The sequence below is a fragment of the Phyllobacterium sp. T2-21 genome (genome assembly GCF_055378485.1).
In genome coordinates this window covers 257,955-271,944 of sequence record NZ_AP027913.1, presented here as the reverse complement: position 1 = coordinate 271,944, position 13,990 = coordinate 257,955, and the positions used below count along the sequence as shown (strand labels likewise).

The 13,990-nt window shown below is 56.8% G+C and carries 17 protein-coding genes; 7 read left to right on the top strand and 10 right to left on the bottom strand.

Annotated elements, in window-relative coordinates; translation table 11 throughout:
- Positions 1-15 precede the first annotated feature (15 nt).
- Positions 16-1,080, top strand: coding sequence for a hydantoinase/oxoprolinase family protein (locus ACZ5FP_RS19450; protein ID WP_464663740.1), 1,065 nt, complete (start codon positions 16-18; stop codon positions 1,078-1,080).
- Position 1,081: 1 nt separating this feature from the next.
- On the opposite strand, the gene ACZ5FP_RS19445 is transcribed toward ACZ5FP_RS19450, so the two are convergent.
- From ACZ5FP_RS19445 to ACZ5FP_RS19425, 5 genes are read right to left on the bottom strand one after another with little or no spacing between them, the layout of a single operon-like run.
- Entirely contained in the window at positions 1,082-1,687 is a 606-nt protein-coding gene (locus tag ACZ5FP_RS19445; protein WP_464663738.1) for a DUF447 domain-containing protein, read from the bottom strand.
- Positions 1,684-3,084 (bottom strand): DUF6513 domain-containing protein, encoded by a 1,401-nt coding sequence (locus ACZ5FP_RS19440; protein WP_464663737.1) that lies wholly within the window; start codon positions 3,082-3,084, stop codon positions 1,684-1,686. Before ACZ5FP_RS19440 ends, ACZ5FP_RS19445 begins: the two co-directional genes overlap by 4 nt.
- A 1-nt stretch (position 3,085) precedes the next feature.
- Positions 3,086-3,628, bottom strand: coding sequence for a flavoprotein (locus ACZ5FP_RS19435; protein WP_464663736.1), 543 nt, complete (start codon positions 3,626-3,628; stop codon positions 3,086-3,088).
- Positions 3,625-4,260 (bottom strand): dihydroneopterin aldolase, encoded by a 636-nt coding sequence (locus tag ACZ5FP_RS19430; RefSeq protein ID WP_464663734.1) that lies wholly within the window; start codon positions 4,258-4,260, stop codon positions 3,625-3,627. The genes ACZ5FP_RS19435 and ACZ5FP_RS19430 overlap by 4 nt, the downstream gene beginning before the upstream one ends.
- Positions 4,257-5,426, bottom strand: coding sequence for a (5-formylfuran-3-yl)methyl phosphate synthase (locus ACZ5FP_RS19425; protein ID WP_464663733.1), 1,170 nt, complete (start codon positions 5,424-5,426; stop codon positions 4,257-4,259). Before ACZ5FP_RS19425 ends, ACZ5FP_RS19430 begins: the two co-directional genes overlap by 4 nt.
- Positions 5,427-5,586: 160 nt before the next feature.
- Here ACZ5FP_RS19425 and ACZ5FP_RS19420 point away from each other — a divergent pair, with 160 nt between their 5' ends.
- Genes ACZ5FP_RS19420 through ACZ5FP_RS19395 form a run of 6 tightly spaced genes read left to right on the top strand, consistent with a single transcriptional unit; the run spans position 5,587 to position 10,688 of the window.
- Entirely contained in the window at positions 5,587-6,819 is a 1,233-nt protein-coding gene (locus ACZ5FP_RS19420) for an ABC transporter substrate-binding protein (RefSeq protein WP_464663732.1), read from the top strand.
- 36 nt (positions 6,820-6,855) lie between these two features.
- Positions 6,856-7,818 carry a YVTN family beta-propeller repeat protein gene (locus ACZ5FP_RS19415; RefSeq protein ID WP_464663730.1) on the top strand — a complete coding sequence of 321 codons (963 nt, stop codon included), beginning with the start codon at positions 6,856-6,858 and terminating at the stop codon, positions 7,816-7,818.
- A gap of 30 nt (positions 7,819-7,848) precedes the next feature.
- Positions 7,849-8,343 carry a cupredoxin domain-containing protein gene (locus ACZ5FP_RS19410; RefSeq protein ID WP_464663729.1) on the top strand — a complete coding sequence of 165 codons (495 nt, stop codon included), beginning with the start codon at positions 7,849-7,851 and terminating at the stop codon, positions 8,341-8,343.
- 55 nt (positions 8,344-8,398) lie between these two features.
- Entirely contained in the window at positions 8,399-9,205 is an 807-nt protein-coding gene (locus ACZ5FP_RS19405; RefSeq protein ID WP_464663727.1) for an ATP-binding cassette domain-containing protein, read from the top strand.
- Positions 9,206-9,261: 56 nt separating this feature from the next.
- Positions 9,262-10,065, top strand: a complete 804-nt coding sequence (locus ACZ5FP_RS19400) for an ABC transporter permease (RefSeq protein WP_464664023.1) — start codon at positions 9,262-9,264, stop codon at positions 10,063-10,065.
- Positions 10,062-10,688 carry a hypothetical protein gene (locus tag ACZ5FP_RS19395; RefSeq protein ID WP_464663726.1) on the top strand — a complete coding sequence of 209 codons (627 nt, stop codon included), beginning with the start codon at positions 10,062-10,064 and terminating at the stop codon, positions 10,686-10,688. The genes ACZ5FP_RS19400 and ACZ5FP_RS19395 overlap by 4 nt, the downstream gene beginning before the upstream one ends.
- A gap of 3 nt (positions 10,689-10,691) precedes the next feature.
- Here ACZ5FP_RS19395 and pqqE read toward each other — a convergent pair whose 3' ends face one another.
- The 5 genes from pqqE to ACZ5FP_RS19370 form a co-directional block, all read right to left on the bottom strand.
- Positions 10,692-11,816, bottom strand: a complete 1,125-nt coding sequence (gene pqqE, locus ACZ5FP_RS19390) for a pyrroloquinoline quinone biosynthesis protein PqqE (RefSeq protein WP_464663724.1) — start codon at positions 11,814-11,816, stop codon at positions 10,692-10,694.
- Positions 11,813-12,112: a pyrroloquinoline quinone biosynthesis peptide chaperone PqqD gene (pqqD, locus tag ACZ5FP_RS19385; RefSeq protein ID WP_464663722.1), complete on the bottom strand. Its 300-nt coding sequence runs from the start codon at positions 12,110-12,112 to the stop codon at positions 11,813-11,815. Before pqqD ends, pqqE begins: the two co-directional genes overlap by 4 nt.
- Positions 12,109-12,864, bottom strand: coding sequence for a pyrroloquinoline-quinone synthase PqqC (gene pqqC / locus ACZ5FP_RS19380; protein WP_464663721.1), 756 nt, complete (start codon positions 12,862-12,864; stop codon positions 12,109-12,111). Before pqqC ends, pqqD begins: the two co-directional genes overlap by 4 nt.
- Positions 12,861-13,799: a pyrroloquinoline quinone biosynthesis protein PqqB gene (pqqB, locus tag ACZ5FP_RS19375; protein ID WP_464663720.1), complete on the bottom strand. Its 939-nt coding sequence runs from the start codon at positions 13,797-13,799 to the stop codon at positions 12,861-12,863. Before pqqB ends, pqqC begins: the two co-directional genes overlap by 4 nt.
- A gap of 69 nt (positions 13,800-13,868) precedes the next feature.
- A complete protein-coding gene (locus tag ACZ5FP_RS19370; protein ID WP_223614361.1) occupies positions 13,869-13,964 on the bottom strand; it encodes a pyrroloquinoline quinone precursor peptide PqqA in 96 nt (31 codons plus the stop codon).
- Between the last annotated feature and the right edge of the window lie 26 nt (positions 13,965-13,990).

Genomic DNA, 13,990 nt, shown 5'->3' with positions numbered 1-13,990 from the left:
AGGAATGATACAGCCATGAAATCCCGATTTGCCAGCAAAGGAAAGCCCCTGATCACAGGTTGGGATGTGGGCGGTGCCCATCTCAAGATGGCACAATGCCGAAATGGCGAGATTGTCTCGGCAAAAATCTTCAAGACACCGCTTTGGCTTGGTGTCGATCAGGTGCATGAGGCTCTGCGCGAGCTGGGGCCTTTGCAGGCAGACGGCACTTTCAATGTATTCACCATGACCGGCGAACTCTCGGATACATTCACGTCCCGCGATGCGGGAGTTGCCGGCCTCCTCGATTTCATCGAAGAAAAATTCGGCAACGAGAATACGCTCATCTATGCGGGTCGCGGAGGTTTCTGCGACATTGCCGCCGCCCGCGGCTTGGGGAGCGATATCGCCTCGGCCAATTGGCACGCAACGGCATCATTGAGTGCAAAGCTGGCCGATACCGGTCTTTTTGTCGATATGGGGTCAACAACGACGGATATTCTTGCCTTCATGAACGGCGACCTGATCCATCGCGGCTATTCCGATGCGGAGCGACTGTTGACGGGTGAACTGGTCTATACGGGGTTCGCCCGCTCGGCGCTGATCGGCATCGCTGCGCTCGTCCCGGTAGGGGGGCATGTGACCCCGCTCATGAACGAATATTTCGCCAACACCGCCGATCTCGGTCGCATTCTCGGCACGCTGGATGAAGCTGATGATAAATATCCATCCGCCGACCGCCAGCCGAAAACACTCGCCGGATCGATCCAGAGACTGGCGCGCATGGTCGGACGCGATAGCAGTGACCTTAAAGAGGCGGATTGGATCGATATTGCCCGGTGGTTCAGCGAGCACCAGTTGCGAATGATCCATGATGGCGCATTTCGCGTCGCACGCGATCTTGCGCGGGCTGCTGATGCGCCGATTGTCGGTGCCGGTATTGGCAGACCGCAGATCAGACAGCTCGCCAAGCGCATGGACCGGCCCTATGTCGATTTCGGAACGTTGATACCGGCAGCACCAAGTGCCCGCGACGACGCCAGCAAGGCTGCGCCAGCGGCGGCGGTCGCGCTGCTCGCTTCAATGTACCTGCAGGGATAACCTAGGTTGTGCCGGAAGGATGGGCCGCGCTCTTGCCTTTGGAATCGGCCGTCTCCTGATATTCTTTTACCCGCTGCAGCAGCCATGACCAGGCCAGCAGTTCATCCGGTCCAGCAGTCTTGTCAATTGCAATCGTAAGATAGGCGATTTCAGCTTCGATCTTGTCCTGCGGCAGCATGTGCAGCCGGCTGACCAGAATAGCCAGTTCGAGCACGGCAGCCTTGGCACGGTTGAGCCCGGTAAAAGGGGCATGCGTCGCCTCGGAAACCACTTTGCAGAAATGGCGCGGTCGCAGCCCGTCATCGTCGACAGACACCACCTCAAGCACGGAATGGCTCAGCGCGGATTGGAGACGCGGGACCGGACAATTCGCGACGGCAACGGTCGGCCAGTCCTTGCGTCCCGTCAGGCAACCGGCAAACACCAGCATATCGTCGGTATAGTTGGCAATGGCGAAGGGGACGGCCGCCAGGTTCTCCAGCGTCTTCGAAGGACGAAACGGAGCGATGATCCAACCATGATCCTGCTCGATGATACCAAGCGGTGCAATGTGAACAATACCGGCGGCATCGACCGTGGTGACGATGGTTTCCCTGATATAGGTCAAGTCGCCCTATCCTTCTTTGATCGCAACGTGTGGCCCGCGTCCTTTAACCTGAGACGGTCCGCCTGCTCTTCCGGCGCACCCGCTCCCCAGGAGAGTGGTTCGTCCTGCGCGTAACGCTTGCCCAGTTTCCAGGCTATTTCAGCCTTGGTCAGTTCCGCGCCCAGATAAAATGCATGAGCGCCATCCGATTCAACGTCGAGACGCGGAAAAAGTTCAAATGCATCCTGCGCAGTCGCGTGACCACTGGCGTTGAAAACATGGATGCCATCCGGCGCGGTCATAATGCGGAAATTGGCATCCCGCACATCACCGGCCAGCGCGGCGATATCCTCAACGCTGTTCGGATAGGGTTTGCGATCATGAACCTGCAACAGGCCCGCGTCATAGCCACGCGGCAGGGCATGATCCTGTTTGGCTGCAAACATCATGCGGCGGGCGTGGTCATGCTCCTCGACCGTGCGAACGGTGTGGGGGCTGACATTGACGACCAGAACATTGTCTATCGACAGTTCCGAGCAGATACCCGAGAGCAGCGCCGTTACACCGGAGGAATCCGCATCGGTGAGCTCGGTCAGATTGCCCGTACCCATCATCATCGGGATATCCGGCCAGCGGCGGCGCGCCTCCAAGAATCGGCCAAGCGAAGCGGTAAAACCGAAATGAATGGGATCGAGAACCGGATCAGCGATGAAAGAAATCTCGGCTGTCTGTGCCTTGTGAATCGCACGGCCAAGCGAATCGAGATCGCCGGCAATCGAAGGAATGAGGATTGGGGTAACGCCATATCTTACCGCCAGATCAACGGTCTCCTCAGTCAGACTTAGTAGATAATCCGCACCGGCAGCGGCGCCGGTTTCAAGTTCCCCGGGGTTGGCGGAATCCACGCTGACGGAGAGGCCTTGCGCCTTTAAACGGCGAATGGCGTCGGCAAGATGCGGAAACGGCGTTTCAGGCAGGCAGCCAAGATCGATGACATCGGCACCTGCAGCGGCAAGTTTCAAAGCGCGCTGCGTCAAAGCCTCCAGCGACAATGCCGACGCATCGACGATTTCTGCAAAGATACGCATATTGTGCCTGGAGAGATCAACGGGCTTGCCCACCCGGCCGAGAAAAACAGGCAGATCGGCAACTTCATCGGGGCCCCGGACGAAGGGAACGCCAAAGCGCTGGCCCAGACGATCAAGATCACCGCGATATCGCCCGGGCAGAATGACACGGTCGGCGGTTACCGGCAATTTCAACCGACGCGCGATGATCTCCTCGCTCATGAGCGCCGCAACCTTCACGCCGATGTCGACGATTTCATAGGTGAACGCTACGTCGTTGAGGCCGGCAAGGATGCGCTCCAGCCGTGAACGGGCCAAATGCCCGGTCAGGAACAGGAGATGTTCCGCCATATCAAGCGACCTCTTTGGTACGGCGCGCGATGGCTGCCTTCAACTCTGCCAGAGACTCGACGACCTCGGTCCGCTCATAGGTCTTGAGACGTGCCGTGTTTTCAAGATCGATCGGCCTGGGATAGACTTTGACCATGCCGCCGGGTGCCATCGTCTCAAGCTCAGGTGCCGTATCACAGGCAAAGACAATGGACGGCACGCGGCATTTGCCGGCTTGCGCATAAACATTGGTCGGAAGGGAATCCGAAATGCCGGCGACACATTTGGCAACGGTATTCGACGTCGCCGGGGCAACAACCGCAGTATGATAAACCCCGTTGTAGAAGCCGCCAACCGGCACGGAACTTGCGGTCTTGTCATGCAAAACCCGTGTCGTCTCGGGAAAATCGAGCTTCACCTTATACATGCGCAGGACTTCATTGGCGGCCTTGGAGACGAACACGTCACAATGTTCGAGTGTTCTTATGAGCTCGAAACTCTCCACGAAGAAATGGCCGGAGCCGGTCAGCGCCCAAGCCCATCGCGGCGTATGCAGTCGTGTCATTGCTCACCCGTTGCTTCGAAATAACTGTTGCGCATCATCACGCGTCCGGGAAAGCCTGCCAAGGGTAAATCCAATGCATCCAACATCACCGGCCCGGCAATATGAAGGGTCATGCCGTCTCCAAGCATATCCCGAAGCATACTGTCGACGATGCCCGCAGCGGCAACATCTTCTACCGATGAATAGTATTGGTGTTCATCGGTCTGCTTGATGAGCAACACTGCGTCAGCTTGCAATTGTCCGGCAAGCCACGCGCTCAAACTATCCGAAGTGATATCCCATGACATGGGAATGTCCGGTGCTCCGGCTGTCATCGCAGATGGCAGCCAGACGGGTATGAGCCCCACTTCAAGTGCGTCAGCGATCTCCACGATGGACCGTGCTGTTTGGAAACGTTCATGACGCTCAGCAACAGCAATGCCAAACTGATCCATCGCCAGAATTGCCATCGCATGCGCTGCTGCGTCCGAATAGCCAAGACGCTTTTGCGAGACCCGCACCTGATCGGCAAAAGGCCCGCCTCCGGGAACAATCACCAGCGGAAACGTTGCGCTTGCCAGCGCCTCGATCCAGCGCCGCATTTCCACATGGCCCGCCGTGCTTCCTCCAAGCTTCACGACAAGCAGCCTCATGAGGACTTCCGTCCCCCATGCACCTGCGCAAACCGCAGCTTGGCTGAATTTTTCGCTTCGCGCGTACGCTCGATCTCGACACCGACACCGCCAGGTCCAATTTCGAGTTTTTCCGCGCGGACAAAGACCCGCGTCACCCGTGGATTTCTCAGCACCAGTGCGGCCACCTGTTCCGCCAATGTCTCGGCAAGCTCAACGTGGCCCTCGGCAACAATGGCACGAATTCCGTCCATGATGAGATCGTAGGAAACCACGTGCCGCATATCCTCGGGATTGCGCGTGACCCGCAAAACCTCGGCCGTCACGTCGAACCGTACCTTCTGTGATTTCCCATGCTCGAAACGATAGGCACCGATATGCACAGGCAAAACAAAATCACGAACGAAAATCTTGTCCGTGCCGAGCCCCGCCTCTTCCGGTTCAGGAAAATACCCCCGCGCAGCAAGCAGTTTGTAGTCGACGCTGGCAGGCATTCCCTGCTCGAGCACTTCGGGGATCAGACCACGTATCTTCACGGTCGCCAGCGCATCAATGGATGCCTTGCGGTCAAGGTCAGCGCAGAGCGCCCCGCGAAACCCCATAAAATCCGGATCGTAGGTTAACAGCCGCGAGATATCCGGCGCTTCGAGTGATCCCGCGACGCCGACCATCAATCCGTTCGACTGGCCATTCCTGACGAATTTGCCGATCTGGTCTGGAGACAGATGATTGAGCAAGCGGCCCTTGGATTTGTCGGCGGTGTCGATCATCACGCCATGAAATCCGCCACCTGCCAAGATTTCAAACAAGTTTTGACTGTAACCGCTCCAATTGTCGGCAAAGACGACGGCAATCAATTTATTGTGTAAGGCAAGAGGCTGCAGCGCCGTTACGCAAGCCTCAAACTGCCCGGACGGAAACAAACCTATCTTGATATAGTCCAGACCTGCTGCTGCAAACTCTTTCACCGTCCGCCAGATCGTTTCCGGATGCATGGGAAGATCGCCGCACGCTGCACTGATGGGCCGCCTGCCCGATATAAAGCCCTTCACTTCCAGGACCTTGCTCAGGTCAACAGCGCCAAGTGCGCCGTTAGCCGGATCTTTCATATCGATGATATCGGCACCGCTTTGAAAGACAATTTCAGCTTCCTGACGGTTCTGCACACTGGCCAACATTTTTGTCATCGGCTTGCTCCCGCATGAAACCGAGAAACTTTGCCTCGCATGCAAGAAAAGCTGACTCGAAGGGTTGAGATTGTGGTGGGGTTGTTTAAAAACACTATGGGCACCTCTGTTCTTAACCCACCGCCATTACTTGAATGGCGGCAGTATGAATGGTTTGGTCATGAAGAGTACGGTGCCAATTACTCTCACGTTTTTATTCGGCTTTTTTTTGCTGTTCGTCAACGTGTCTGAGTTATCGGCGCAGCAGCCGGCAGCAAATCAGTCAGCAAAGCCGGGTGTGGACGCACGCATTGGCTATCTTCGCGCCTACGAACCGCAATTGGCCCTTTCGGTTCTGGATATACCGCCACGCGACGAAGGTGTTGCCGGTGCGAATGTCGCAATTAGCGACAACAACACGACAGGCAAATTTCTCGGCCAACAATTCACGCTCGATGTCACGGAAACAAAATTCAACGCCGATGTGATTCCGGCTTTCAAGGAGATGGTTGCGCGCGGCGATCGCTTCGTCCTTGCGGATGTTTCCGCCAAGCAATTGTTGTCCATAGCGGATATCGCAAAGGATGCCGGCGTGCTGCTTTTCAACATTGGCGCGACCGATGACATTTTGCGCGAGGAGGAGTGCCGCCCAAATGTCTTCCACACTGCACCGACACGCAGCATGCTTGCAGACGGGCTGGCGCAATATCTTGTCTGGAAGCAATGGCGCAAATGGGTGCTGCTTTATGGCTCGCACGAGAATGACAAGCTCTATGCTGACGCCATCCGGCGCGCCGCGAGCCGCTTCGGTGCAACAATCGTTGAGGAACGCCTGTACGAAGACCGGGGTACGGCACGAAGAACTGACAGTGGCGTCGTCCTTGTGCAGCAACAGATGCCGGTTTTCACACAAAACCTGCCCGAGCATGACGTCGTCATCGTTGCCGATGAAAGCGAAGTCTTCGGCAGCTATGTTCCTTACAGGACATGGACGCCGCGGCCGGTGGCGGGAACCGCTGGCCTCGTGGCCTCAAGCTGGCATCCGGCAAGCGAACAATGGGGCGGCGTTCAGATCCAGAGCCGTTTCGCCAAGATGACCGGACGGCGCATGTTGTCGAAAGACATGCAGGCATGGACGGCTGCGCGTATTCTGGGGGAAGCAATAACACGCACGAAAAGCGCCGAGACCAAACAGGTCGAGGATTACATCAAATCCGATGAATTCTCCATTGCGGCTTTCAAGGGCCAAAAGCTCACATTCCGCAATTGGAACTGGCAATTGCGGCAGCCGATCCTGATCGGTGACGGACACGGCGTCGTTTCGACCTCACCGCAAGCGGGTTTCCTGCACCAGTTCTCGGAGCTGGATACGCTGGGTGTCGACAGGCCGGAAACCAAGTGCAGGCTCAAATAAACGATAAACCAATGGGAGGACTGGATGCGACATCACATGTGCCTACTTGCTGCGGCCGCAGCGCTGCCGTTTCTTGCGCAACCCGGCTGGGCGAATATGGTTTATGTTTCCAACGAGAAGGGCAATTCGATTACCGTCGTCGATTCCACATCAATGGAAGTGGTGAAGACCATCGACGTCGGGCAACGCCCGCGCGGCATCACGATCTCGCCGGACGGGAAAATAGTCTATGTCTGTGCCAGTGACGACGACACCGTGCAAATGATTGATACGAGCACAGGCAAGATTGTAGGCACGTTGCCTTCCGGTCCGGATCCCGAACTCTTTATCCTGTCCCCGGATGGCAAGACGCTCTATGTGGCCAATGAGAACGATAATCTCGTCACCGTCATCAATGTAGAAACACGGGCGGTTGTTGCGGAAATTCCCGTTGGGGTGGAACCGGAAGGCATGGGCGTGAGTCCCGACGGCAAGACCATCGTCAATACGTCGGAAACGACCAACATGGCGCATTTCATCGATACTTCCACGCACGAGATCACCGATAACGTGCTTGTCGATTCACGCCCGCGTTACGCGCAATTCAAGCCAGACGGTTCGGAAGTGTGGGTATCGGCAGAGATTGGCGGCACCGTATCTGTCATTGACAACAAGACACGCGCGGTAAAGCACAAGATTACCTTCGACATTCAGGGATTGCGCTCAGAACAAATCCAACCGGTCGGTATACGTATCAGCGCGGACGGCAAGAAAGCCTACGTGGCGCTTGGCCCCGCCAACCGGGTTGCCGTCATCAACGCCGAGACTTACGAGGTGGAAAAATATGTCCTGGTGGGGCAGCGGGTCTGGCAGCTTGCTTTCATGCCGGACGGCAAAACCATCATCAGCACCAACGGCCTGTCCAACGATATCACATTCATCGACACCGCGACGGATGAGCCGATCAAATCGGTCACCGTAGGCCAATTGCCGTGGGGTGTTGCGGTTGCGCCGAACTAGACAAAATCATCGACCAAAGGGAGGAACCATATGTCGACTTTCAGACGATTTGCACTGGCCGGATTTCTTGGGATAGTGCTTGCCCCGTCCTTTGCCTTGGCTCAGGCAGATGACGACGACGACAAAACAGCACCTGAGCCAAAGGCAGCAACCGAAGCCAAGACACCTGCGGTCACCCGCTCCAGCAAGAACCTGCCGGAACTCATCCTTGGCTCCAAAGACAGTGAATTCACGGTCAACCAAAAGGATTTTGAGCTGGTGGCCGGACAAGGCTATCGCTGGAAGATTACGTCGGCCGCAGGCCTCGAGTACAAATTCGTCACCGACCTCTTTCGCAATGTCTGGATGAATCAAATCGTCATCAATAACCTCGAAGTGCATATGAACGGCGCTCCCGCCTGGCTTGAATTCGACTCCCCCGGTACAATGAGTGTTCAATTCACGACAGTGCGTCCAGGCAAATACACCTGGTCGGTGCCTGATCTTGCTGACAAAGGAATGAAGGGGACAATTACCATCAAATAAGCGCTAACATCGGCAAGCGCGGCAACTGCAATGGGTAACCAAGGGGTGGAGCTTGATGAGTCCGGATGTTGAGTTGAAGACTATTCATGACAAGCCGGCTACGGATACGAGTGTACCGGCGCTGGAACTTGCCTCGGTAAGTTATTCCTATGGCAGGCGACAGGCGCTGGACAATATCTCATTCTCAATTGCACCCGGTCGTTTTGCCGTGCTCCTGGGTTTGAATGGCGCAGGCAAGACAACGTTGTTTTCCCTGATCAGCCATCTGTTTGCCACCCGCAATGGCCGCATCCGCGTCTTCGGCAACGACATCGATCGCAGATCCGGCGAAGCATTGCGGCGTCTTGGAATCGTCTTTCAGGCTCGCACACTCGATCTCGATCTGACGATCCATCAGAATCTGGCCTATCACGCTTCTCTGCACGGGATCGGGTCGCGCGAAACCGATCGGCGCATTCATGAGCTGATGCAATCAATCGACATGAGCGACCGGTTGCATGAAAAAGCCCGCAGTCTTTCCGGCGGCCAGATCAGACGTGTTGAAATCATTCGCGCCTTGTTGCATCAGCCGTCCCTGTTGCTGCTCGATGAGGCAACCGTCGGACTTGATATCAAATCGCGGGCGACGATCCTTGCCGATATTCGCAGGCTGGTAGCGGAAAAGGGTATCAGCGTCTTGTGGGCCACCCATCTGATCGACGAGGTCAGTCACGCCGATCAGATCATTGTTCTCAATCAGGGTAAGCTGGTCGCCAATGGCACGACGCACGATGTCATCAAGGATACTGGCGCGGACACCATGAACGAGGCGTTCTCACGCCTTACCGGTATCATCTCTTTGAACGCCGGAGGTCGTCTATGACCGATATCCCCGGCAACATTTCCATCAGGAGCATTGGACACAACCGCTTTGGCCCCATGCAATATCTGGTGTGCCTCAAAGGTATTCTCGTGCGGGAAGGACTTCGCTATCTGCATCAGCGCGAGCGCTTCATTTCGTCGCTTGTCCGGCCCCTGCTCTGGCTGTTCATTTTTGCAGCAGGCTTCCGCCAGGTTCTCGGCGTCTCAATCATCCCGCCTTATCAAACCTACGTACTTTATGAGGTCTATATCACGCCGGGCCTATGCGGGATGATCCTGCTGTTCAGCGGGATGCAGTCCTCGCTGTCCATGGTCTATGACAGGGAGATGGGCAATATGCGCACCCTGCTGGTCAGCCCATTTCCCCGCTGGTTCCTGCTCATGTCCAAGCTGCTCGCCGGTGTCGCCGTCTCGATTGTGCAAGTCTATGCGTTCCTGTTCATTGCCTGGTTCTGGGGCGTCAAGGCGCCAGCGTCCGGCTACATCCTGACGCTGCCGGCACTCTTCATCGCAGGTATGATGCTGGGTGCGCTCGGTATGCTGCTCTCATCCATGATCAAACAGTTGGAAAACTTTGCGGGGATCATGAACTTCGTGATCTTTCCGATGTATTTCGCCTCCTCCGCACTTTATCCGCTCTGGCGCGTGCAGGAGGCCAGCCCCCTGCTTTACAAGATATGCATGCTCAATCCCTTTACCTATGCCGTCGAACTGGTGCGGTTCGCCTTCTATGGGAAGATCGAATGGATATCTCTTGCCGTCGTCTGCGGATTCACGCTCGTGTTCATTGCCGGCGCCATCATCGCCTATGATCCCTCGAGGGGCCTCGTCATCAAGAAACAAGAGGGAGGAAACAATTGAGACAGTGTCGCATTATCGCAACCAGTCTTCTCATCTGCACCGCTTCGGCCGGAGGGTCTTTTGGCGCGGCGCAGAATGATCCGACCTGGCCCTGCGTGCAACGCAAGGTGCCCGAATTGTCTGTTGGTCAGGTTTGGAATGGTCCGGATATTCCCGACTCCGCGAAGGGCTGGGACAACGATGCCGCAATCCATGCTCTGGTCGATGATTTGGCGGCGCGCCGCAATCCGCTCGATACGGCCCGGACCAGAATCGTCGAATTTGCCAACGGCCTGCCGAGAGACCAGGTGAATGACAAGATGTTGCTGCTATTCCAGGGGCTGTTCGACACCCTGAACCGCGAGCGAATACAGGTCATCTCCGGCATTTCACGCTATGCCGGCAAACAGCGCGAAATGGCGGATGATCTGCGCAAGGAAGCGGCCAGGGTCGATGCCATGCGCGGCAAAGCTGATACGGACCCGGATGATCTCGACCGGGCCAATGAGCGATTGACCTGGGAAACACGGATATTCCAAGAACGCGTGCAGTCCTTAACCTATGTTTGTGAGGTGCCGACAATCATCGAACAGCGGCTTTACAGCCTGTCCAAGACCATCGGCCAATCCATGCTCAAGCAATAGCCTTCAGGCAATGGGCCCGGCAGTTTTGCCAATACGGCGATAGATGAAGCCATCCGGCGTCGCGTCCGGGGATTTTGCTGTCACGGCCTCGTCGATCAGCGCGGCCATCCGCGCGTGCAATGGTGATTTGATGCAGGCCGGGTCAGTCGCGGCGGCATCCCCCGCGATCGCCATGGCCTGACAGCGGCAGCCGCCCCAATCTATTTCCTGCCGTTCGCAGCTGCGGCACGGCTCCCGCATCCAGTCTGTCCCGCGAAACGCATTGAACGCCGGGGATTCATGCCAGATGCGACTGAGGCTCCACGCGCCGAAGCGTTCGAAATGCAGTGATTTGATCGATGCGGCCGCGTGGCACGGCAATACGGTTCCATCCGGTGCAACCATGAAGGCATCCCGCGCCCATCCCCCCATGCAGGGCTTGGGATAAACGGCGAAATAATCGGGTGTGACGAAGTCAATCGTCATGATACCGCGAAGCCGTTCCTGTGCTTCCTCGACGATCTGCACCTGCCGCTCGACTGCTTCCCGCTCGGGCATCAGCACCTTGCGATTGACGAGTGCCCAGCCCGCATATTGCACATTGGCAATCTCCAGCCGCTCCGCGCCAAGCTCAAGCGCCAGATCAATGAAATCCGGCACCTCTTCCATATTGTGGCGGTGTATCGGGGCATTGATGGTCAGTGGAAGACCGGCAGCACGAACGCGACGGGCCGTTTCGAGCTTCTTTTCGTGCGCGCCGCGAGCGTTGCCTATCTTCTCGGTCGTTGCAGCAAAAGCGCCCTGAAAACTCAATTGGATATGATCAAGCCCGGCATCAGCGAGGGCCTCTATACGCCCCTCGGCAATCCCAACCCCGGCCGTGATCAGATTGGTGTAAACACCGCGTTTGGCCAGACCGGCGACGAGTTCGGCAAGATCAGTGCGCAGCGTCGGTTCGCCGCCGGATAGATGCACCTGGAGAACCCCGAGATCCGCTGCCTGTTCGAACAGGGCAAGCCAGCCGGCCGTATCCATCTCGCGGTTTGCTTTGAGCAGTTCAACTGGGTTGGAGCAGTAGGCACATTGCAAGGGACAGCGATGGGTCAGTTCCGCCAGCATGCCAATCGGCGGCAGCACAGGGCTCATCATAACGACACCAGGAACTTGTCGGACCACTCCTGCAGAAAGGCGCTGATATCAGGCGCGATGTCTTCCTGCTCCGCGGTGTACTGATCGGCAAGAAGCGCAATCATCTGTGCCACATTGTGCCGGCCATCGCACAGCTGCAAAATGTCGAGGCTGACTTCATTCGGCCAAAATATTTTTTCCGGCGACAGCAGCGCCCAAGCTTCGCGCACGCCATCATATTGCAGCCGCACATGACGCCTCAAAGCGGGCCGTGACTGCATCGACACGATAGCACGGGAGCGAACGGCCGCGTTCATGCTGCCTCCGGAACAAAGGCACCGGGCGGTATATTGCCCTTCTCGCCATAAGCATGCGCCAACGCGTCCAGCATCGCCCAGAGGACATCACATTTGAAGACAAGCGCATTGATCACCGATTGCTGCTTCTCGGCATTGTCGGCATGTTTCATTACATAGGCGAGTGCAAAATCGGAATCGCGCGAGGCAAGCGCCGGACGCTTGTCGAAATAGGCGAGAATGTCCGCGGTGATATAGTCATATTTCGCCAGCATCGCCGGAACGCGCTCGCCGATGATGATGGGCGAGAACAGTTCCGTCAGCGACGACGCGACGGCTTCTAGCATGGTCCCGTTCGTGCAGTAGGACAGATAGGCACCGACGGCAAAGCGTGTGCCCGGCAACACGAATTTCTCGCTTTTGACCATATCGGCATCAAGTCCGAGACCCGTTGCGAGCTTCAACCAGCGGGCAATACCGCCGCTCCAGCCGTCACCGCCATCATGGTCTTCAATCCGTTTGCGCCATTCGGCGCGGAACGCGGGATCGTCCGACCGCATGATGATGGCGGCATCCTTGCGCGGAATGACCGATTGGTAGGAATAACGGTTGAGAGCCCAGGCCTGCATCTGACCCTTGCTCAGAGCGCCGCTGGTCATCTGGTGATGGAATGGATGCCGGTTGTGGTAGCGCGCAGCACCCACGTCACGCAGAACGTTTTCAAGCTGGGCCGGAGATAATCCACCACGTGCCGCATCGCCAAATTCGCTCAAAGTCTGACCTCCATGCCATCGAATGCTATTTTCCAGCCTGCATCGACAGCCGCGGCGTGCGCGGCCGATGCGGTGTCAAGGACGGGATTGGTGTTGTTGATGTGAACATAAATCCTGTTGCTGATGCCAAGTTCTGCCAGCGCAGCCAATGACCCGTTTTCACCTGAAATGGAGACGTGCCCCATCCGTGCGCCGGTCTTTGAACCGACGCCCGCCGCAACCATTTCGTCGTCGGTGTACAGCGTGCCATCAAAGAGCAGGCAATCGGCCCGGTGCAATCTCGACTTGAGTGCCGCATCGATGCGGGCACAACCCGGGACATAGAATGCTGCCTGTTCGCCATCGGTCGAGGAAATGCGAAGGCCGATCGTATCGCCCTCCTGTGTACCGAAACCTTCACCTGCCTTGCTGTGATCTTCAAGAAACAGCGCCACCTTGCCGGGGACGGGAAAAGCTTCAACGGTAATTCCCGTCGGAGTTTTCGCGACATCAAGAATATCGGTTTTTCCACCGATCTTCAGCTCACGCCGGTCAACAAGCGCCCGATCAAGCACGTTGAAAATGGAATTGGCCTCGAGCACATCGAGCACACGGCGCGTCGCATAAATCACGAATGGCTCGCGCTCACGCAAGCTGAGCAGTCCGGCAATGTGATCGACATCGGCATTGGTCAGGACCACCGCGCGTATCGGCGTCGAGCGCAAGCGCCCGTTCTCCTGTGGCTGAAGTTCCGGTGTTGCCGCGATCTGCTGGCGAATATCAGGCGACGCGTTGAAGAGAACCCAGTCCGTTCCATTCGAGCTGACGGCAAGACTGGATTGCGTGCGGGAACGCACATTTTCGTCGCCGTTCCATGCGCGGCGGCTCAATTGATAATTGCAATTCCATTGGGGAAACCCGCCGCCAGCCGCCGAGCCGATTATTTTCAATCGCATTGCGCGCAATACCCCAACAGACCGGAATCCGCCCCGCGTGATTGGCTCACGCAGGGCGAAGACTGGAGATTACTTCTTCGTCTTCAGTTCAGCAGGCATGTAACGCGTCAGTTCCATACCAGCAGCAACCTGACACATGGTCGGCTTTGTCCAAATTTTCTTCATGCTAGCCTCCTTCTATCCAAAGATCA

Coding starts and splice junctions, on each gene's coding strand:
- pqqD (WP_464663722.1), bottom strand. CDS start 12,112: ATGAACGCGGCCGTTCGCTCCCGTGCTATCGTGTCGATGCAGTCACGG.
- ACZ5FP_RS19435 (WP_464663736.1), bottom strand. CDS start 3,628: ATGACACGACTGCATACGCCGCGATGGGCTTGGGCGCTGACCGGCTCC.
- ACZ5FP_RS19440 (WP_464663737.1), bottom strand. CDS start 3,084: ATGGCGGAACATCTCCTGTTCCTGACCGGGCATTTGGCCCGTTCACGG.
- ACZ5FP_RS19410 (WP_464663729.1), top strand. CDS start 7,849: ATGTCGACTTTCAGACGATTTGCACTGGCCGGATTTCTTGGGATAGTG.
- ACZ5FP_RS19450 (WP_464663740.1), top strand. CDS start 16: ATGAAATCCCGATTTGCCAGCAAAGGAAAGCCCCTGATCACAGGTTGG.
- ACZ5FP_RS19370 (WP_223614361.1), bottom strand. CDS start 13,964: ATGAAGAAAATTTGGACAAAGCCGACCATGTGTCAGGTTGCTGCTGGT.
- pqqE (WP_464663724.1), bottom strand. CDS start 11,816: ATGATGAGCCCTGTGCTGCCGCCGATTGGCATGCTGGCGGAACTGACC.
- ACZ5FP_RS19415 (WP_464663730.1), top strand. CDS start 6,856: ATGTGCCTACTTGCTGCGGCCGCAGCGCTGCCGTTTCTTGCGCAACCC.
- ACZ5FP_RS19430 (WP_464663734.1), bottom strand. CDS start 4,260: ATGAGGCTGCTTGTCGTGAAGCTTGGAGGAAGCACGGCGGGCCATGTG.
- ACZ5FP_RS19425 (WP_464663733.1), bottom strand. CDS start 5,426: ATGACAAAAATGTTGGCCAGTGTGCAGAACCGTCAGGAAGCTGAAATT.
- ACZ5FP_RS19405 (WP_464663727.1), top strand. CDS start 8,399: ATGAGTCCGGATGTTGAGTTGAAGACTATTCATGACAAGCCGGCTACG.
- pqqB (WP_464663720.1), bottom strand. CDS start 13,799: ATGCGATTGAAAATAATCGGCTCGGCGGCTGGCGGCGGGTTTCCCCAA.
- ACZ5FP_RS19420 (WP_464663732.1), top strand. CDS start 5,587: ATGAAGAGTACGGTGCCAATTACTCTCACGTTTTTATTCGGCTTTTTT.
- ACZ5FP_RS19400 (WP_464664023.1), top strand. CDS start 9,262: ATGCAATATCTGGTGTGCCTCAAAGGTATTCTCGTGCGGGAAGGACTT.